At 47.0% G+C, this 19,260-nt stretch carries 21 protein-coding genes; 10 read left to right on the top strand and 11 right to left on the bottom strand.

Annotation, left to right across the window (positions count from 1 at the left end):
* Positions 1-26: 26 nt before the first annotated feature.
* A complete protein-coding gene (locus GXP65_RS20960) occupies positions 27-1,874 on the bottom strand; it encodes a M3 family metallopeptidase (protein ID WP_162093639.1) in 1,848 nt (615 codons plus the stop codon).
* Between the two features lie 242 nt (positions 1,875-2,116).
* Here GXP65_RS20960 and GXP65_RS20955 point away from each other — a divergent pair, with 242 nt between their 5' ends.
* Positions 2,117-2,485, top strand: coding sequence for a hypothetical protein (locus GXP65_RS20955; protein WP_162093638.1), 369 nt, complete (start codon positions 2,117-2,119; stop codon positions 2,483-2,485).
* A 66-nt stretch (positions 2,486-2,551) separates the two neighbouring features.
* Here GXP65_RS20955 and GXP65_RS25100 read toward each other — a convergent pair whose 3' ends face one another.
* Positions 2,552-2,725 carry a hypothetical protein gene (locus tag GXP65_RS25100; RefSeq protein WP_162860268.1) on the bottom strand — a complete coding sequence of 58 codons (174 nt, stop codon included), beginning with the start codon at positions 2,723-2,725 and terminating at the stop codon, positions 2,552-2,554.
* Between the two features lie 236 nt (positions 2,726-2,961).
* Here GXP65_RS25100 and GXP65_RS20950 point away from each other — a divergent pair, with 236 nt between their 5' ends.
* Both GXP65_RS20950 and GXP65_RS20945 read left to right on the top strand, forming a co-directional pair.
* Positions 2,962-4,092: a sugar diacid recognition domain-containing protein gene (locus tag GXP65_RS20950; RefSeq protein WP_162093637.1), complete on the top strand. Its 1,131-nt coding sequence runs from the start codon at positions 2,962-2,964 to the stop codon at positions 4,090-4,092.
* Between the two features lie 148 nt (positions 4,093-4,240).
* Complete coding sequence (locus GXP65_RS20945; RefSeq protein ID WP_134977250.1) at positions 4,241-5,374, top strand: glycerate kinase; 1,134 nt, start codon at positions 4,241-4,243, stop codon at positions 5,372-5,374.
* Positions 5,375-5,500: 126 nt separating this feature from the next.
* Here GXP65_RS20945 and GXP65_RS20940 read toward each other — a convergent pair whose 3' ends face one another.
* Positions 5,501-6,937 carry a PLP-dependent aminotransferase family protein gene (locus GXP65_RS20940; RefSeq protein ID WP_162093636.1) on the bottom strand — a complete coding sequence of 479 codons (1,437 nt, stop codon included), beginning with the start codon at positions 6,935-6,937 and terminating at the stop codon, positions 5,501-5,503.
* Between the two features lie 109 nt (positions 6,938-7,046).
* On the opposite strand from GXP65_RS20940, the gene GXP65_RS20935 reads away from it, so the two are divergent.
* From GXP65_RS20935 to GXP65_RS20925, 3 genes are all read left to right on the top strand, one after another.
* Positions 7,047-7,964 carry a DMT family transporter gene (locus GXP65_RS20935; protein WP_162093635.1) on the top strand — a complete coding sequence of 306 codons (918 nt, stop codon included), beginning with the start codon at positions 7,047-7,049 and terminating at the stop codon, positions 7,962-7,964.
* 62 nt (positions 7,965-8,026) lie between these two features.
* A complete protein-coding gene (locus GXP65_RS20930; protein ID WP_005428383.1) occupies positions 8,027-8,314 on the top strand; it encodes a hypothetical protein in 288 nt (95 codons plus the stop codon).
* A gap of 339 nt (positions 8,315-8,653) precedes the next feature.
* Positions 8,654-9,181, top strand: coding sequence for a hypothetical protein (locus GXP65_RS20925; protein ID WP_162093634.1), 528 nt, complete (start codon positions 8,654-8,656; stop codon positions 9,179-9,181).
* Positions 9,182-9,277: 96 nt separating this feature from the next.
* Here the strand turns inward: GXP65_RS20925 and GXP65_RS20920 are convergent, their stop codons facing one another.
* A complete protein-coding gene (locus GXP65_RS20920) occupies positions 9,278-9,706 on the bottom strand; it encodes a MarR family transcriptional regulator (RefSeq protein WP_162093633.1) in 429 nt (142 codons plus the stop codon).
* A 10-nt stretch (positions 9,707-9,716) separates the two neighbouring features.
* The gene (locus tag GXP65_RS20915; protein WP_050913719.1) at positions 9,717-10,358 is read right to left on the bottom strand and encodes a cytochrome b/b6 domain-containing protein; all 642 of its coding nucleotides are present in this window, start codon (positions 10,356-10,358) and stop codon (positions 9,717-9,719) included.
* A 132-nt stretch (positions 10,359-10,490) separates the two neighbouring features.
* On the opposite strand from GXP65_RS20915, the gene GXP65_RS20910 reads away from it, so the two are divergent.
* Positions 10,491-10,934 carry a cytochrome c gene (locus GXP65_RS20910; protein WP_050913718.1) on the top strand — a complete coding sequence of 148 codons (444 nt, stop codon included), beginning with the start codon at positions 10,491-10,493 and terminating at the stop codon, positions 10,932-10,934.
* Positions 10,935-11,002: 68 nt separating this feature from the next.
* Positions 11,003-11,662 (top strand): hypothetical protein, encoded by a 660-nt coding sequence (locus GXP65_RS20905; RefSeq protein ID WP_162093632.1) that lies wholly within the window; start codon positions 11,003-11,005, stop codon positions 11,660-11,662.
* Between the two features lie 14 nt (positions 11,663-11,676).
* Here the strand turns inward: GXP65_RS20905 and GXP65_RS20900 are convergent, their stop codons facing one another.
* The 6 genes from GXP65_RS20900 to GXP65_RS20875 all read right to left on the bottom strand — a co-directional run bounded on the left by GXP65_RS20900 (position 11,677) and on the right by GXP65_RS20875 (position 15,400).
* Positions 11,677-12,126: a GNAT family N-acetyltransferase gene (locus GXP65_RS20900; RefSeq protein WP_162860267.1), complete on the bottom strand. Its 450-nt coding sequence runs from the start codon at positions 12,124-12,126 to the stop codon at positions 11,677-11,679.
* Between the two features lie 74 nt (positions 12,127-12,200).
* Positions 12,201-12,701: a GNAT family N-acetyltransferase gene (locus GXP65_RS20895; protein ID WP_162093631.1), complete on the bottom strand. Its 501-nt coding sequence runs from the start codon at positions 12,699-12,701 to the stop codon at positions 12,201-12,203.
* A 60-nt stretch (positions 12,702-12,761) separates the two neighbouring features.
* A complete protein-coding gene (locus GXP65_RS20890; protein WP_038891021.1) occupies positions 12,762-13,232 on the bottom strand; it encodes an HAD family hydrolase in 471 nt (156 codons plus the stop codon).
* 383 nt (positions 13,233-13,615) lie between these two features.
* Complete coding sequence (locus GXP65_RS20885) at positions 13,616-14,080, bottom strand: GNAT family N-acetyltransferase (protein ID WP_071235855.1); 465 nt, start codon at positions 14,078-14,080, stop codon at positions 13,616-13,618.
* 9 nt (positions 14,081-14,089) lie between these two features.
* The gene (locus GXP65_RS20880; RefSeq protein WP_162093630.1) at positions 14,090-14,821 is read right to left on the bottom strand and encodes an SDR family oxidoreductase; all 732 of its coding nucleotides are present in this window, start codon (positions 14,819-14,821) and stop codon (positions 14,090-14,092) included.
* 27 nt (positions 14,822-14,848) lie between these two features.
* Positions 14,849-15,400: a GNAT family N-acetyltransferase gene (locus GXP65_RS20875; RefSeq protein WP_045416636.1), complete on the bottom strand. Its 552-nt coding sequence runs from the start codon at positions 15,398-15,400 to the stop codon at positions 14,849-14,851.
* 231 nt (positions 15,401-15,631) lie between these two features.
* On the opposite strand from GXP65_RS20875, the gene GXP65_RS20870 reads away from it, so the two are divergent.
* Together GXP65_RS20870 and GXP65_RS20865 are read left to right on the top strand one after the other, a co-directional pair.
* On the top strand, positions 15,632-16,726 hold the full coding sequence (locus GXP65_RS20870; protein ID WP_162093629.1) for a NapC/NirT family cytochrome c: 1,095 nt from the start codon (positions 15,632-15,634) through the stop codon (positions 16,724-16,726).
* Between the two features lie 23 nt (positions 16,727-16,749).
* A complete protein-coding gene (locus GXP65_RS20865; protein WP_162093628.1) occupies positions 16,750-19,197 on the top strand; it encodes a molybdopterin guanine dinucleotide-containing S/N-oxide reductase in 2,448 nt (815 codons plus the stop codon).
* Positions 19,198-19,260: the final 63 nt, after the last annotated feature.

Genomic DNA, 19,260 nt, shown 5'->3' with positions numbered 1-19,260 from the left:
TAATACCCCCCAGCCCTTGGTTTCGCTTATCGACCGTAAGTCTCTTGGATGTAGTGCTCAAACTGCTCACACATCTGCTCGTCTGAGACTGAGTTGCTTGCAAGCTCTTTGCTGCCATCCACCACTTTGATGCTGGCATTTAAAGACGCCACTGGGGCACGTTCACGAGTTTGCAGCGAGGCAATTTTTTTCTGCTGCACTTCCCATGCTTGTTCTGGCGATAGGTTACATACGTCCGCCAGATACTTAGCGTTAAAGCCTTCACCCGTTAGGCTAACGATAGTCTCGTTGTGCGATAGGTGATTACCCGCATGCCAGTAATGTTTCGCCAGTAGCGGACCAATCTCTGGGTTGTCAGTCAGGTAGCCAAACTTGTCGAGGAAGTAAGCGCGAGTCTGGTAAACCGCCATGTGTGCTAGCAAGTAACCGTGGTAGGCACACGCTGCTTCATCAGACAGAAGGTGTGGAATTGCCATCAATGGGCGTGGGCTGCATTCCAAACCAAGAATTTGCTTTTCACAATCGCGCGCCAGTTTAGTGATGCGCTCTGGCGTCAGTTCTTCATCGCTTAATTGGTAAAGCGCACGTTCAAAATACGGCACAACCAAAATGCTGCGCTCTTCGTACGCTTTGAATGGCTGACGGCTGTTGATCATCGCTTGGATGATATCATCCGGTACTGGGTTACCTTCTGCGTCCAACGCGTATTGTTTTAGCCAATCGGCATCGGTCAATAGGCTGTCACAGAACATGGATTGTGTTTCTGCGTATGCCATGGAAGTTGGTGCGAACTCTTGAGAGAAACACGGCGCGTTCATCTTCACGTTAGCGAAGTGTGCAGCGTGACCACCTTCGTGGAACAGAGTGTTGATGCCATCGTAGCCGCTGCCAACTTGGTCTGGCTTCGCGTTACTGGTGAAGTTCACCTGCGCGGCAACCCATTCGCCTTGGTTGTAGAACGATGGGATAGGGCCATGGCAGAAACCGTTCGGGTATTTGCCTTTGCGATCAAGCAGGTCTAGTGTCAGTTCTGCGCCTGAGTATTCGATGTTAAGACGGCCGAACGATTCTACCCAGCGACGTAGTGATTTTGAGAACGGCACGTAAGGGTCTAGGTCACGCATGACATCACCCGCGAACGAGTAAACAAAGTTGTAGCCAGTCAGCGCGCTTTGACCTTTTTGTTCAGCAAGGTTTGCCAAGCTGCTTAGGTGAGCATCGCGCGTGCGCTGTTCAAAGTCATCTAAGATGCTGAACAGTTGCTCTGAGCTCATCTTTTCCGTCTTCTTCACTGAGTAGTCAAAGAAGGTCTCGTAGCCCAAAGAGCGTGCGAATTGGTTACGCAGTTTGATCAGCTCAATAAAGCCGTTTTGTAGCAACCATTGCTCAAGGTCGAGCAGCGTTTGGTGCGCAGATTGACGCACTTCTTCGTGATTATTCGCGCGAATGGTCGAAGACAATACCGGCAACGAGCCCTCGGTTTGTTCACCGTTTTCATTGGTAAACGTGAGAACGTGATTTTGTTTTTTCTCGAACAACTCGGCTTCAAATGCAATCAGATCATTTTTTTGCGCTTGAGCTTGTTCGCCTTCAATTGCATGCGATTCAAACGTTGCCAACCAGCCTTGCAGACCAATTTGCGTTTGCTGCTTCTCTTGTGGATCAGCGATCGTTTCAGCCGCTTCAAGTTGTGCTTTGATAGCAGAGATTTGCTCGGCGTTGCTTAAGAAATTGGTCCAAGCGGTTTGTGCTTTTGTCGAACCATCGTGGTCGTCGCTGATGCCCATGTACGTCTCCCAAAAGAAATCTTCTTTGGTGCGATGGATAGCGAGGTAACGTTGGTTGAGGTCGTTTAGGTATTCCGTTGCAGTCATTTTGATCCTTCAAATGTTTGCTTTATTGAGGTTTTTATCGTCGTCGATTATTACACGCCTAAGCAGCAGAAAGGAATGCGAAATCCATTTGTTATGTTTATGGCTTGTAAACAGGAATTTACCGCACTTTTTACATGTGCAGGCGTCAGTCACAAAATCTTTCCGTTTTTGATTAGAAATCGTGGAGTGCAGTTTATAAAATTCGGTCTTTCGCAGTGGTGCTGAAAGTAAGGAAAATAGTAATGAAAACAAGAATAACAGTGGGCTTAATGGGGTTAACATTAGCAGGATGCTCAACGACGCCGCCAACCAATGACCAAGTGCAGATCATAGAAAAAAACTGCGCTGTGATACTGAGTGAATCGGCAAACTCAGAACAGCGTCAGAATGCTTACAACCAGTTAATCGAAAGCTATGGCGAGCGTTATGTGGATGCCAACAATCGAAAACAGTCGACAAACTGGGACTTGTTTCGCCAAAACGTCATTCATGATGGGAATGGTCAGTTAACCCGAGAATTTATCGAAGTAAGTGACTGGGGCTGTGCGAATGGCAATTATCTAGAAGAGGTGCATCTGTTTGTAGAGGAAGCGCAAACCTCTGGTCTGTAATGAATAAGCCGAGCGATGGCTCACTCGGCTAAAAGGTTGTGGTCTTGTTGACGCGTATCCTAGAGATTATTCCTCAGGGTATTCGCCCATACCTTGCGTTTGCCCTTCTGCTTTCCAATGCTCGCCTGGGGCAAAGGCTTCATCGCATAGATCGACGGTGTAGCCCATCTCGGTAATTTCTTTCAGGGTGAGGTTGTCAGCAATTTTGGCAATGTCGCCCGCCTTGTTCCGCAGTTCCATAGTCTCCCTCCGGTCACTGTTTGGTTGTCGGTTCAAGTCGCGCCAAGTACAAAAACTTGGGTGGCTCGGCTATAAGTATAAGCAGTGATGCTCGACTTTAAGGGCAGATAGCCATAAATAATTTAAGGTTAATAGCGTGATGTTTCACTTTGGCGTTGATTTCAGTTCAATATCATGGCGATAGAAGACAAAGTGTGATTTATTGACGCCTCAATCGTGGAATTTTAGGAACGGAAATGGTGATTCTCGACCACACACTCGCGCAGCAAATCGTCGATCGCACCATGTCGATCATTGGTCACAACATCAATGTGATGAACGCTGCAGGCACCATTATTGGTAGCGGCGATGCTGAGCGTATTGGTCAAAAGCATGATGGTGCAGTGCTGGCGCTGAATCATGGTGACTCGCTAGAGTTGGATGAGCAAAGTTGCCAATCAATGCAAGGTGTGAAACCGGGCATCAATATGCTGCTGCATTTTAAAGGTGAAGTGGTTGGCGTGGTGGGTGTCACTGGCAACCCTGAACACATCCGAGCGTTCGCTCAGTTAGTGAAGATGACAGCAGAACTGACGATTGAACAAGCTTCGCTGGTGGAGCAATTGCAATGGGATCGTCGCCATCAAGAAGAGTTTGTCTCAGCATGGTTGAACCAACAGCTTGGCGATTCCGAGTTGCACGATTGGGCGCAGCGTCTTTCCATCGATTTAGCAACACCCCGAGTTGCTGTCGTGATCGAGCTTAAAGCTGAGAATGCTCCCGTTAGTTTGAACAGCATACGCGGCCTAGTTGACGTGCTGTATCGCTCTGATGATAAGTCGTTGGTTGCGATCATGTCGATGAATGAAATTGTCGTTCTAAAGCCTTTACGTTCCTCTTCGAATAGCGACCAAAGTGTGCTGGAGAGTATTCAGCGCCGCTTAACGGCCAATCAAATTGATGATGTCCGTCTCGCGATTGGGCAACGTTTTGATGGCGCACAACAGCTTCCTCTTTCCTACCAAAGTGCCAAGCAGGTGCTTGCTGTTGGTCGTCGCTCTCATCCAGAACAAACCATGCTTAGCTTCTCTGAATATCGCTTACCTGTGTTACTCGCTCCTTTAGCCGACTCTTGGCAAGGTGAACAACTCGCTCAAGCGATGACTACTTTGGTTTCGGCAGACAAATCTGGACAGTTGATAAAAACCTTAGAGGCGTATTTTCAAGCCAATGGTAACGCCAATGATTGTGTTAAGGCTCTGTATATTCATAGAAATACCTTGAGATATCGTCTGGATAGAATCAGTGAAGTGACGGGCATCTCGACGCAAGATTTTACAGGATTGACCGAGCTGTATATCGCAAGCCAGTTAAGAAAGCTAAATTAGCCATTTGTGCAAATGCACAAAATAATTCAAGCATAGTTAGTATTGTTTGGATGTTTGACTAAAGAATATGCCAAGTTTTTAAGTGAGAATAGCCACATTGATGACCTGCGACTTGTCGCTCGCAGCGTGCTGTTTTCAGGAGAATGAAATGAAAGTTGTGATTGCCCCAGATTCGTTTAAAGAGAGCTTGACCGCCAAACAGGTGAGTGAGGCGATCAAGACGGGTTTGTCTCGAGTTTGGCAAGATGCAGAATTTGTCACGGTACCTGTTGCTGATGGCGGTGAAGGGACAGTTCAATCTTTGATTGATGCGACTGAGGGTGAGCAGGTGTTCGTGACCGTAAAAGGCCCACTTGGCAATGATGTTGAGGCGTTTTACGGCATTCTAGGTGATGGCGAAACCGCAGTGATCGAGATGGCAGAGGCAAGTGGTTTGCACCTTGTGCCAAGTGAGCAACGAGACCCGAAAAATACCAGCAGTTTTGGTACTGGCCAGTTAATTTTGAATGCGCTTGATCGTGGTATTCAACGCTTGATCATCGGCTTGGGTGGTAGCGCAACTAATGATGGTGGCACAGGTATGCTGGCGGCGTTGGGTGTTAAGTTTCTGGACAGTGCTGGTCATCCAATCACACCCAACGGTGGCGGTTTAGTTGAGCTAGCAAGCATTGATGCCTCAGGGTTTGACGCTCGCTTAGCGGACTGCGAAGTGCTGGTGGCATGCGATGTGGACAACCCATTGTGTGGCGAGAAAGGTGCGTCAGCGATTTTTGGTCCGCAGAAGGGTGCGACGCCGGCGGATGTAGAGTTGTTAGATTCTGCTCTAAGCAAATACGGTGCACTGACAGAGCAGGTGACAGGCAAGCATGTGCTGACTCAAAAAGGCGCGGGTGCCGCAGGTGGTATGGGCGCAGCGTTGCTTGGTTACCTACCAGCACGACTGAAGCCGGGTATCGAGATTGTGCTAGAAACCGTAAAGCTTGCAGAGCATGTAGCTGACGCTGATATTGTCTTTACTGGCGAAGGCCGTATTGATCACCAAACTGTGCATGGCAAGACACCAATGGGTGTGGCGAAAGTGGCGAAAGAATATGGTTTGCCTGTCATTGCCTTAGCAGGTTGCACAGGTGATAACTTCCAAGCCGTCTACGAGTGTGGCATTGACGCAGTATTTGTATGTGTACCACGCGCAATGAGCTTGCCAGAAGCTTTGGAAGAGGCGGAGGTGAACCTTACGAACTTGGCCGAAAATGTAGCCAGATTGTGGCAATTACCTCGCTAACACTCCGTGTTTGGTTGATCAGCTAGCTCAGAGAATTCATATCAAAGCCTCCAAATTGCGGAGGCTTTGTTGTTTCTGGGGCTGAATGTTTGGAACGGAATGTTTGGAACGAAATATCTGGAGCGACTATTTAGCGTGTTGAGCAATCAGCGTTGTTAGCGTTTCCATCGCAGGGAGCCAGTTTTTCTCCGGTCCAAAGTTGGCTACGCTGAGACGAATGCAGTTTTGATACTGTCCCTGAGTGCCAAATACCGAGCCGGGCAGAATACTGATTTTGTGTTCGTTACAGGCTTGATAAAGCGCATAGCTGTCAGTCTTGGGTGGCAAGCGTAACCAAAGCAAGAATGAACCTTGTACTGCATTGATTTGGTAACGGTTCTTTAGCTCAAAGTGTGCATCCAGACATTGATTGAGCATCTGCAAATATCGTCTCACGTTGGCTTGGTAAACGCGGCACATACGCGCAGTGTGAGTGCGGTATTTGCCTGAGGTTAGAAAAGTGCCCACCGCCGATTGCATCAAGTTCAAACTGCCCATGTTTTCACACAACAGGTATTGCTCGACTTGAGCGCGATAACGTCCCGCTAGCATCCAACCAATACGAAGGCGTGAATCGAGCGTTTTCGATAACGAGTTGACGTAAATCACTCGTTGCTTCTCGTCTAATTTGCGTAAGCTTGGCAAGGGTTTGTCGTAACTCAACGCACCAAACACGTCATCTTCAATGATTGGAATATCTCCAGAAACCTTAAGCAGTTGCTCACGTCTTTCAAGGGGCATCATTGAGCCTGTTGGGTTGGTGAAGTTTGGTGTGACAATAATGACTTTGATCTCCCACGTTGCCATGGCTTTTTCTAGCGCATCTGGATCCATACCATCACGAGGACAACTAGGGATCTCGACCACTTGTAAACCGAGAGATTCGAGCATCAACAAGTTGCCGAAATAGCAGGGCGATTCTACTGCCACAATATCTCCAGTCTGTGTTGTTGCTCTGAGGGCAAGACTGATCGCTTGCTGTGCACCATGGGTGACCAAAAGATCATCCACGTTTGCCGGCGTTCCCAGATCTTGGGTGATCTTCGCCAGCTGTTTGACCAATAAGTCATCACCCGGTGGCAGTTGATAATGGCTGGAAATATGACTCTGTTGTCGACTCTGGCGGCCGATTTCGGCATACAAGCTTTTGATGGCTGGCGCATCAATGTTTGGGTGTGCTGAGCCAGTCGGAAGCAGCTCTTGATACTCGGGGTAGGTGAGGATTTGTTTGCACACCGAGAGCAAATCCACGCGCGTAGGCTTAGCGATCTTGGCTTCATGTCGCTCAGTTGGCTTTACTCGATAACCGGATTTTGGCACCGAGTAAACCATGCTTTGTGCTTCTAGTTCCTGATAAGCGCGGATCACCGTGTTCTTGCTTACCTTGAGTTCAGTGCTCAATTGACGGATGGAAGGCAACTTGTCGTCTGGCTGATACACCCCATTGCTGATCGCTTGTTTGAGATGCTTCTCGACGATCAAATACTTATTGATATCAAGTGAACTTGCTAAATCTGTACCCATAAAAACACTTCCATCTGTCACTTTTTGAAAACACTGTACCTAACTACATTAGCAACATTCGAGATTAAAAACATTCAAGATTTAAAAGTAAGTAGAGTGAGGGCAAATCATGTTAGTCAGAGCCATTCCTTTTGTGTTCGTGATCCTTTGGGCTTCTGGATTTGTTGGTGCGCGATTTGGTTTGCAGTATGCCGAACCTGCGACCTTGTTGTCGATTCGCATGGCGTTTAATGTCCTGTTGTTTTTGGTGATTGTGGCTTTTCTGCGCCGTCGCATTCCAACGGGAAAAGACTTTTGGCACAGCTGCGTTGTCGGGATATTGATTCACGGCTTTTACCTAGGCGGGACGTACTTTGCCATCAGTTTGGGGATGCCGGCGGGCTTAAGTTCGTTACTCGTCGGGATACAACCTATTTTAACGGCCGTCTTGCTGGTGGCGTTCGCTTCTGAGCAGTTCAAACCATCACAGTGGATTGGCTTGTCCTTGGGTTTTGTCGGTATTGCAATGGTGCTCATGGGCAAGATGGAGTGGCAATCCGATTTGCACAAAACCTTAGCGATTGGTGTGTGTTTGTCTTCGCTTTTTGGTATTACTGTTGGCACGCTGTATCAAAAGAAATATTGCCAACAAGTGGATATGGTAGGTGGCGCGACGGTGCAGTATTTGGCGGCATTGGCCATGTTCCTGCCAATCGCGATGCAGTTTGAAACCATGCAGGTGCAATGGACGACGGAGTTCATTCTTACCTTAATCTGGCTTGTGGTCGTGCTGTCCTGTGTGGCGATTCTGCTGTTGCTTTACATGGTGAAGAATGGTGCGGCATCGAGTGTTGCTTCTGTGTTCTACCTTGTGCCTCCGACCACGGCGCTTCAAGCTTGGTTTGCCTTCGGTGAGTCGTTTGATTGGATGGGCATTATTGGCTTTGTATTAGCGGCGACAGCGGTCTACTTAGTGGTGAAAAAGCCTGGGCTACCAATGTTTAAATCAAAGGTTGCAAAGCAGAAACGTAAAATATACCTAAATTAGGTAGGGACATTTGCGTGCCAGAGAGTACAATCCGGCTCCTTACATGTTTGTGGAGTCGGATGATGACCGTCAAGCCAGATCGAATGAGCGCGATGCGCAATATCATTGAACAAGTCAAAGCAGAATTACCGATTTATGAACCCGAGACCTTTGTTTGCGGGCCAGAGGGACAATGCATTGGTTGCCCTAAAAAATTGTTGGAAATGGTAGATTCTGAACTGAGCTATTGGGAATCTGCAATGGATCGTGGTATCACGCCTCAGTTTGATGAAATCCGTCGATTCGGCAAAATGTGCACTAGCGTACGCCGAGGCTTAATCCGCAATAACGTGCCGCTGCTCAACGCCTAATCCAATCGGAATAAAAGTGAAGTAAACGATATTTTTAAATACATCGAAAGTACTAACTAATATCAATTCTTATTTTAGAAACAGTCGCTTAAAGGGCTTTGGTCTACGTCAAGGCTTTGAATTCAGTCGAATTTTTACGCCGCTTCTACTGCTTGTTTCAATGTAATTTGGCGGTCACTCTCAAGTTCTTGATTCCCTCGTTTTTTCTTATCATTTGCGCGTTTCTCTGCGTAACTTCAGCGATATATTGGTTCGGTTCTCACATGGATGTGGGAGCGATAATCCTATCATTTGCCTATACGCTGAGAGCCGAAATTGAAAACAAAAGGATTTACGTTGATGGAAATCACCATCGTCTTAGCAACCTTGGGTTCCATCGCTCTCGCCGCCTTGCCAATTCTGCTCGATATTCACCGTCAAGCTTACGTTTCAATGTTGCACAGTTCGCAGTCTTCTTTGGGGACGTCTCTTAAGTTCTTCCACGCCAAAGTGATGATTGATGATGCGCAGGAGCGCAGACAAATGACGTATATTGATCATCAAGTGAACATGCTCAGTGGGATGCCAGAAGCCAGTGCAAATAGCATACGAGCGTTGTTAGAGATTGGTCTGCCTGCCAAAGGCAACTCACCCATTGATAAGCCATGTAAAGGCAGTGACTTCTGCATTATGGGGAATCAATTCCCAAACAGTGCCTATTTTGTTGCGATTCCTGAGTATCAGTTCGCTGATCGTTCTGGCTTAGATCGTGTGGTGTATATTTGGCCGCAAGGGTACACCTTGGAACGTGAAGCGTGCTATTTCTATTACGTTAATCAAGCGTCGACGCGCTCGGTGGTTAGAGGGCATGTTACAGAAGGTTGCTAGACATCAAGCAAACTGGCGCTAGCAGAAAAGTAAAAAGCCCCGAGTGCAGAACTTGGGGCTTTGTTTATTCTTAGGTTGGAAGAACTTAGCGAAGCGCTAAATCTCTGCGACCAACTTTTTTAGCAAGCGAAGCATCTCTTTTTGCTCTGCTGGCTCTAGCGGACTCATCAGCTCTTTATTAACAGCCAGTGGGATTGGCACCAAGCTTTCTTTGAGACTTCGTCCTTCTTCCGTTAGATAAATACGGAACGAGCGGCGGCTGTTTGGATCAGGATGGCGCTCTACCAAACCTAACTTCTCCAACTTGTCTAAGGTACGAGTCGTGGTTGAGTTTTCTACCTTAGATTTCGCTGCGATATCGCGCTGCGTCACGCCTTCTTCTTCCCACAAACACATCATGGTCGGCCAAAGTGCAACGGTAAGTCCGTGCTTTTTGAGCTCGGCTTCAAATCGTTTCGCTGCATCGTGTGCAACGACATTGATCATCCAGCCAAAGCTGTCTTGTCTGTCAAACTGTTCGCTCATTTTCTTACTCTTATGATAAAGCAACGATTGCCATGGTAACCAATGTTGCCGCAACTAGCACCCCTAAAGCACGGCTTTGCGGCGCGAGATAGACAATTTTCTGTTCGGTGATGAGCGCTTGCTTGTTCATTTGAGCTTGCTTGCCCGTGATCATCGCTTTCACCAAAGGTTTACCTCTTAGTTTATAGAAAAGGATCGCACCAACATGTAAGGCGATCAGTAAAGGCAAAAGATCGGCCAAGGTCAGGTGTAACCACTCAAGCCCTGAAAACACGTTGTCGTTAAGCCAAACATCGGAATACGGCCACGTATCGAATAAGCCGCCAAGCGCCATTCCCGAGATACATTGAAGCAGCAATGTCGTCAGTAATGTCGCCACCATCCAGCCGCCTGCAGGATTATGACCCACAGTCGCCGCCGATTTACCTTTTAAGTAAGTAATGACACCTTTAGGCGAGCGGAGAAACTGTCGAAACAAACTAGTTTCGCTGCCGATAACTCCCCAAGTCAATCGCCATAACAACAAAGTGAATAACGCTAACCCCAACTGAACATGAGGCCCATTGCCAGACAATCCAGATGCCATCAAGGCTATAAACAGTAGGGCTTGAGCCCAGTGATAAAGTCGCGTTGCTAAATCCCAAATTTTCATAATTACCTCGATCTTTTCTCGGTGTGATGATCTTCTTTACGGTAATTTACACAACAATAGTTGCGCACGCAATGATTGTTGTGTAAATTTATTTGCAACCACACAGCAAGAACGAAAAACCAGGAGAATGAAATGAAAAAGACATTGGCACTGATTGCACTTTTACCGACCATCTTTGTATCAACAACAGTGTTTGCCCAAGACTTCCGTGCTCAAATCGAAACGCGTCAGAATGCATTTGAGCAAATAGAGTCCCTGTCGAAACAAGCCGATAAAACATTGAAAGGCAGCAATACCGATTGGCACGCGCTAGAGCAGATTGGTGTTGAGCTCACTCGCCACAGCGCACAACTGCAACAAGCGTTTCCAGAGGGAAGCCAAGCTGAGAGCAAAGCGAAGAAAGAAGTGTGGAGCAAACCAGATAACTTCAATCGCTTGATGCTTCAAATGGATGAAGGGTTTGCACAGTTGTATCAAGCTGCGCAGAACCAACAAGTTTCATCGGCTGAGGCAGGACTTAAGCAAGCTCAGAGCACTTGCCGAAGCTGTCATCGTGCATACCGCAGTCGTTGGTAATCAATCGAACCACAACATTGAATTTATATCGAAGCAAAAAAGAAAATCGTTAAGTGAAAGGTAACCTTATGAAAAAACTCATTCTATTAAGCACGCTGACTGTGGCTTCTTTCTCTAGCTTTGCTGCTGATTACGGCGTGGAACTAGCTTGGAACACCAATGACTCCGAACAGGTTCTCAAAACATTGCCAGAACAGAAAGCGGCCTTTAGCCAACTGATCGAACAAGGTGATGTGAAAGACATGTTTGTTTTACCAAGCAGTATTGATGGTAAACCAGTACAGATTCTGCGTTTCGTGTTGTCGGCTGATAACGAGGCGGAAGTTGCTACTAAATTGCAGGGCTTACCTATGTACCAGCAAGATTTGGTGAAGATCGCGAGCATTCAACCACTGGGCGCCAAATGGTTAGACAACACGCCAGAAAATGATAACTACAGTGTGACGTTGCGTTGGAAAGAGGGCATCGAGGCGTTAGAAATGGACCGTGTATTAGGAGTCGATTTGCAGCGAGTGATCAGCTTGAACAACTCCGGCTTAGTCACGTCGTCTTACATCAATACCCAAGTGTTGGAGAATGGCGTTGAGCGTCCGATTTACTCCGTCGCCGTATTGGCGAAAGATGCCCAACAGGCGCAAAACCTGATGTACTCTTTTGAGGCGGTACAGCTTGGCTATGCGACTTTTGAAATTGAATACTTGGGTAAGAAGTTGGATATGAAAAGCTAGCTAAGCCTCTATGTTTAAAGGTCTAGATACAGACGCAGCATGTCTTTGTGCTGAATACCGTTCTCCCAAATTGGTTCTGGGTAGTGGAGTAAGAAGTGATCTTTATCCACGCTCTCTACCCTGAAACCCAAGCGTTGATAGTAAGCCAGTTGATAACCAAACGTCCCCGTTCCTAATATCAACTTTTGAAAAGATTGGCCTTTTAACTGTTCAATGGCAAATCGCAATAAATCTGAGCCAATACCACGTTGTTGATGCGTAGGTGAGACTGAGACGTTCATGATTTCAGCCTGTGTTTCTGAAAGCGGCAGCACCACGCATGCTCTGACGATCTGGCTCTCTTCTACCGCAACAAAGCTCAATGAATTAGCAAGATAGCGATTAACATTGTCTTGGTCTGGATCGGCTTCCAATAGCAAAGCCATCGGGATTTGATTTGGCGATAAGGGTTTATATTCAATCATCACAAGCACGCGGTAAGTATTGGGTTCAGGTCAGTATATCGCAAAGGCAATGCGGTCTTGCTACTAGAATCAACTTACGGATGCTTTAAGACCATTTTCTGACTCATCAGATATTTGCCGTTGGGCAGCAGCACTTCACCCAGCTCGCCGCAATGCTCGAAGCCAAATTTTTCATACAAGGTAATCGCTCGCCGATTGCTCTTATAAACGTGAAGCGCGATAGTGTCATAGCCATATTCCCAGCCGCTTTGAATAGCAGTCTCAAGTAGCTTCTTTCCTAGCCCTTGGTTTCGATATTGTTGGTCTATATGAATGCCGAGGAAGCCAGTTTTGACAAATTCACCACCTTCGTAGCCACACATTTCAGCTGGGAAAATTTCAATGCTGCCGACTAAGCGTTTTTCATCAAAGGCCACAAACTGGGGAATGGATTCTTTTTCTACACGAGTAATTACCTTGCTTAACATCGCTTTTTTTGGCGCGGGAGAACGTAAGTATTCGCCTTCCTCATAAACGCTATTCCAAAGCGCAATAAAGTGTTCGATATCGTTGAGTGTAATCGGTCTTATCTGCATTTATCTTCCTTGATTGGTGCATAAAGTTTAGCGGCTTAAGTGTATTTGTTTATATGTTGGTCAGGTACGTAGTAACTCGGACAAACAACGTATTTGATTTGGGATTGGTTTGCTTGGCGCAGGGAGGTTTTTAGGGTTGAACCAAATGACGTTTAAGCCTGCGTCCATTGCTGGGTAAATGTCTTTTTCAGGCAAGTCACCTACCATGATGAGTTGACTTGGTTCAGCACTCAATTGCTCTGCGACCGCAAGATAAAAATCAGGCTGATTCTTGGCAATACCAAGGTTTGCAAAGCAAAAGTAGCCAGAGAGGTATTGGTCGAGTCCAACTCGTTGAAAGGCTTTTTGCACATCTTCCATCACTGAATCTGATGCGCTGGTCGCGATAAACACTTGGTGATCTTGTGTGAGTTGAGCCAGAGTCTCTTTGGCTTGAGGAACGGTTTCAACGTGTTCCCAATCGCACATTTTTCCTTGTGCGTGAGGAAAATCGACCATCAAGGTGTTTCCCCAATCGAAAAGATAAATCATGTTCGAATCTCCTTTATACCCAAGTAACCTCGAGATGCTTGGTTCAGCGAGAATGACTTGGTTTGTAGACGCGGCGGCGATTTAAAGGTTTGGTGGGCCCAAATCAAGAATCGACAACAAAGTATACAAGCCAAGACAACTCGCCCTTTGGGAGCGTGTCATTGACTCGATCTCTGCTTCAAACAACTTGGAAAGAGCTAGCTATTACACTGCGTTGTTTTCCTTGACCTCGAATCAATGACAACGCTCTGAATCCTGCATCTTGAAGTCACTTGGGTATATCCGTACATCATATCGTCTTTTCGAAAAGGGAAGGAAAGTGTGAAAGATAAATGCGATTCACGTAAGCTTTAATGCTGAAATTCGCTTAAATGTCGTGATCGTTACAAACATTTCATCATAAGGCGGGAGTTGGGAATAAAGCCCAGTCTGTCATAAAACTGCTGTGCGTCACGGTTAAACTCCATCACTTCCAATCGCACTTGGATCGCACCAGATTCACGAGCCCACTGCTCGACTGTTGCCATTAAGGCGCGGCCTACGCCTTTTGATTTCTGATTTTCATCGACAACGATGGTGCCAATGCGGCAAATCGGGTCTTTGATTAAAAAGCTAATGGTTTCATTTTGTGTGATGGTTGCGGTTATAAAACCAAGTACTTGTTGGCCTTCCTCTGCGACGAGAAACAATCGTTCTTCATCAGCTAACATATTAATCAAAAATGTTCGGTCTTCTTCTGATGGAGCAACAAATGCCTGTGGCGCATGAAGGTGGTGAAGCTCATTGATCTGCTTGTTTAAATCAAAAAGTGCATTGAGATCGTCGGGTGTCGCTGGTCTGATTTTCATTGTTACTCCTTAATTTCCGCCAGCAAGATCGATAAAGGAGCCGGTGACATACGAGGCTTCGTCACTCAGTAACCAAGCAATGGCATTGGCAACTTCGTCCACAGTGCCTCCTCGCTTAAGAGGGATTTTTTCACTGAGCCTGTCGACTCGATTCGGTTCGCCGCCATCGGCATGGATATCGGTATAAATGCAGCCGGGACGAACACCGTTTACACGGATGTTTTGCTCAGCTAACTCTAAAGATAACCCTTTGGTGAGCGAGTCCATTGCGCCTTTAGAGGCAGCGTAATCAACGTATTCAAATGGCGCACCAGAGCGGGATGCGGCAGAAGAAACATTAACAATCGCATTGCCAGATTCAAATCGTTTTGCTGCTTCTCTACAACAAAGAAAACAGCTCGTCACATTAGCGTTCATTACAGTTTGGAATCGCTCAAGGCTCATGTCCGCAAGACGAGATTGAGTGAATAAGATGCCCACGTTGTTGACGAGGTGAGTGACTTTACCGAGTGCTTGTTCGGTTTGTTCAAACAATGAGAGTACCTGCTGCTCATCGGAAACATCCGCTTTGATGGCGATGGCTTTACCGCCAATCTCCTCAATCTCACGAACAACTTGCGCGGCAGCCTCGACTTGCGCGCGATAGTTAACGCATACGGCGTAGCCTTGTTTGGCGAGTAATTTGGCGGTTGCGGCTCCAATGCCTCGGCTTGCGCCTGTGATGATGACTACTTTCTGCAAAACACGTCCTTATTTTTGTCGTGAATATTATTTTTGTAATGAATAGAGCTTATCTGCGTACTTTCTCCCACCTATTTCATAGGCTTCGGGGATGGTCTCGGTGAGTTTGAAGCCACATTTTTCCAGCACTCGCTCAGAGCCAATATTGCCCTCTGTGACCGTGGCGGAAAACTGAGAAATCTTGTGCTGCTCAAACGCCCACTCAATCACACCGGTAAGGGATTCCGTACCAAACTGTTGGCCATAAAATTCTGGCAGCAATAAATACCCGACTTCAGCAATGCTATCTTGCAATACAAAGCCTGTGATGCCGATTGGTCGTGCGCTTTGTTTTTCATAAATCACCAAACATAACCAATGCTCGCTTTGCGGTGTCCATGCAGGTAACCGCGATTCGAACTTTTGGCGCATTTCCTCATCGGTCGGTGGGTCAAAACAAAGCGCGATGATTTGTGGTTCGCTACTCAAGCGGCGATACAGATCCCAATCACTTTTTGTTAGCGGTTTAAGCTCAGTTCTTGGGGTAGAAATGGGTAGAGATAACACGTTTGAATCGCCTCCATGTGATCGAGTTTTCATATCTCACACAAACATATCAAAAGTGCTTTGATAAACAACATCTATCGTTATGGCGAATAGGTTCGGTCAAGAAGGATTTTTCAAAAAAATGGAATATGCCAAGGAGTCTCTCAATAACGAAAAATAAGTCACCACCTAGGGTGTACGTATGACTCAGATCAATTACCAGATACTACTAAAGAGGTAAATATGCGACAAAGCATGTGAATTTGTGAGTATTTATTTCTAATTATGTCAATTAAAAAACGTTATATCGCCGCAATGGTGGCAGTGGGTATTGGTGTGGGCTGGCTAACTTTAGGTGGCACCGCAGCAGTGATGCATTACACATCTGACACTGAGTTCTGTCTCTCTTGTCACTCTATGGAAATCCCTTACAAAGAGTACCAAGGCTCAGTGCACTTCAGTAACGCCAAAGGTATTCGCGCAGAATGTTCGGACTGTCACATTCCGAAAGAGCCAATGGATTACTTGGTCACTAAGATCCGCGCTTCAAAAGACATCTACCATGAGTTTGTAACAGGTAAGATCGACACGCCAGAGAAGTACGAAGCACACCGTACTGAACTTGCTGAGATGGTTTGGGAGCAGTTCCGTGAAAACGATTCGGCAACCTGTCGTTCTTGTCATGACTTCGATGCAATGGAAGAGTTCGAGCAATCACGTGATGCGGCGAAGATGCACGCATACGGCAAAGCGAATGACCAAACGTGTATCGATTGTCACAAAGGTGTAGCGCACTTCGCTCCAGAAGCGGAACTTGATAGCAAAGCGTTTGAAACACTGATGAGCTTCACAACCAAAACAGCAACCGATGCGAAAGTGGTTTACCCAGTGACGTCTATCAGCATGGGTGACTTTGGTACGGTGAATCCAACAACCAAACTGAACGTTGTAAAAGCGGACGGTGACAACCGCACCGTTAAGATCAATGCATTCCAAATGAAAGGTGCTGAGCAAGTGCTTTACATGGGTGAAGGTCAACGCGCGATTGTTGCAACACTATCTGAACAAGGCCAACAAGCAGTTAAAGCTGGCGAGTTCAAAGCAGACGTATACGGCAACGAGTGGCGTCCTGTTTCTCTAACGGCAACGATCGATTCTCCAGTGGTTGATACGCTAGAGCCGGTTTGGTCATACGCAGAAGAGTTGGACAATGTTTACTGTGCAACTTGTCACGCGAAAATTCCTTCAAATCACTTTACTGTGAACGCATGGGGTCCTGTAGCGAAGAGTATGGGTGATCGCACTGATATTTCAGCAGAAAACCTAGAAATTTTGACTAAGTTCTTCCAGCACCACGCGAAAGATGTGGTTGGTCACTAATAGAGAAATAGAAGGATAAGATTATGACTAATTTAACTCGTCGCGGATTTCTAAAAGGCACTGGTCTAACTGCTGGTGCTCTGGCTTTCACTTCATTGACACCAATGAGCGCGCTAGCGTCTGATAAGCGTGGTTCAGGTGTACTTACAGCGGGTCGTATGGGCCCAATGTTGTGTGAAGTAAAAGACGGTAAGCTGGTTTCAACCACAAACGCATTGCCACAAACGGTACCAAACAGTCTTCAAACTACGGGCCCTGACCAAGTTCATACTAAAGCTCGTGTTAAGTACCCAATGGTACGTAAAGGCTACTTGGCAAACCCATCTGCGCCAGAAGGCGTGCGTGGTAGCGATGAATTCGTTCGCGTGTCTTGGGATGAAGTTTACAAACTGATTCACGAACAACACATGCGTATTCGTAAAGAGCACGGTGCTGAATCGGTGTTTGCTGGTTCTTACGGTTGGCGTTCAAGTGGTGTGTTGCACAAAGCACAAACGCTTCTACAACGTTACATGAGCATGGCGGGCGGTTACTCAGGTCACCTTGGTGACTACTCTACAGGTGCTGCGCAGGTGATCATGCCGCACGTGGTAGGTTCTATTGAAGTTTACGAACAGCAAACGACTTACCCTGTTGTTCTTGAGCACAGTGACGTTGTGGTGCTTTGGGGTCTTAACCCAATCAACACCCTAAAAATCGCATGGAGCTCAACAGACTGTGCGGGCCTAGAGTTCTTCCATCAGCTGAAGAAGTCAGGTAAGACGGTTATCGCTATCGACCCAATGCGTTCAGAAACCATCGAGTTCTTTGGTGACAACGCACAGTGGATTGCTCCGCACCCTATGACGGACGTGGCGATGATGATGGGTATTGCGCATACGCTTGTGAAACAAGGTAAGCACGACAAAGAATTCCTAGCAAAATACACCACAGGCTACGACGTATTCGAAGCTTACCTAATGGGTAAAGAAGACGGCGTTGAGAAATCTGCTGAGTGGGCATCTAAGATCTGTGGCGTACCAGTTAAGCAACTTGAGCTGCTTGCAGACATCTTCAGCAAAAACCGCACGATGCTAATGGCGGGCTGGGGTATGCAGCGTCAGCAATACGGTGAGCAACGTCACTGGATGCTGGTAACGCTAGCAACCATGCTGGGTCAAGTTGGTCTACCGGGTGGTGGTTTTGGTTTCTCTTACCACTACTCAAACGGTGGTAACCCTTCACGTGATGCGGGTGTACTTCCTGCTATTTCTGCGTCTCTTGGCGGCGGTTCTTCTGCAGGTAACGACTGGGCGGTTTCTGGTTCGGTTAACGCGTTCCCAGTGGCACGTATTGTTGAAGCACTAGAAAACCCAGGCATGAGCTACCACCACAATGGTCATGAGTTAACGTTCCCTGAAATCAAGATGATTTGGTGGGCAGGCGGTGCGAACTTTACTCACCACCAAGACACTAACCGTCTGATCAAAGCGTGGCAAAAGCCAGAGCTTATCGTTATCTCTGAACCATACTGGACAGCTGCAGCGAAGCACGCGGATATTGTTCTACCTATCACCACATCGTTCGAGCGTAACGATATGACCATGACAGGTGACTACAGTAACCAACACCTAGTGCCGATGAAGCAAGTGGTTGAGCCTCAAGGTGAAGCTCGTAACGACTTCGATGTATTCGCGGACATGGCAGAACTACTTGCTCCGGGTGGACGTGACGTTTACACCGAAGGCAAGACTGAAATGGAATGGTTGTACGGCTTCTACAAAGCAGCGCAGCAAGGCGGTCGTGGCCAACGCATCGCAATGCCAAACTTCAGCAAGTTCTGGGAAGATAACCAGTTGATCGAAATGAAGTGGAACGAGAAGAACGCGCAGTTCGTTCGTTACGCTGAATTCCGTGAAAACCCAATCATGAGCCCACTAGGTACGCCAAGTGGTAAGTTCGAGATCTTCTCTAAGACGATTGAAGGCTACCAGCTAGAAGACTGTCCTCCACACCCAACATGGATGGAGCCAACAGAGTACACAGGTAATGCAACAGATGGTGAACTTCAGCTAATGACAGCGCACGCAGCACACCGTCTGCACAGCCAGTTCAACTACGCGAAGATTCGTGAAGAGTACGCGATTGCTGACCGTGAGCCGATTTCTATCCACCCAGAAGACGCGAAAGCGCGTGGTATTAAGGCTGGCGATCTTGTTCGTGCCTTCAACGGCCGTGGTCAAGTTCTGGTTGGTGCATTGGTGACTGATGGCATCAAACAAGGCTCAGTATGTATCCACGAAGGTGGCTGGCCAGATCTAGATCCGAAAACAGGCATCTGTAAAAACGGTGGTTGTAACGTTCTAACGCTCGATATTCCAACTTCTCGTCTTGCGAACGGTTGTGCGGCAAACTCTGCGTTGGTTCGTATCGAGAAATACGAAGGACCAATCCTTGAGCTAACGGCATTTACACCACCTAAGAATGCTTAGTCTTAGTTTAGAGCCCAATGTTTAAAATGAACGAAGCCAGCAAGTTGCTGGCTTCTTTTTATC

It is taken from the genome of Vibrio sp. LB10LO1 (assembly GCF_010092875.1).
Classification (GTDB): domain Bacteria; phylum Pseudomonadota; class Gammaproteobacteria; order Enterobacterales; family Vibrionaceae; genus Vibrio; species Vibrio campbellii.
Note: the sequence above shows the minus strand (reverse complement) of the source record. Positions and strands in the feature narration are given on the sequence as shown.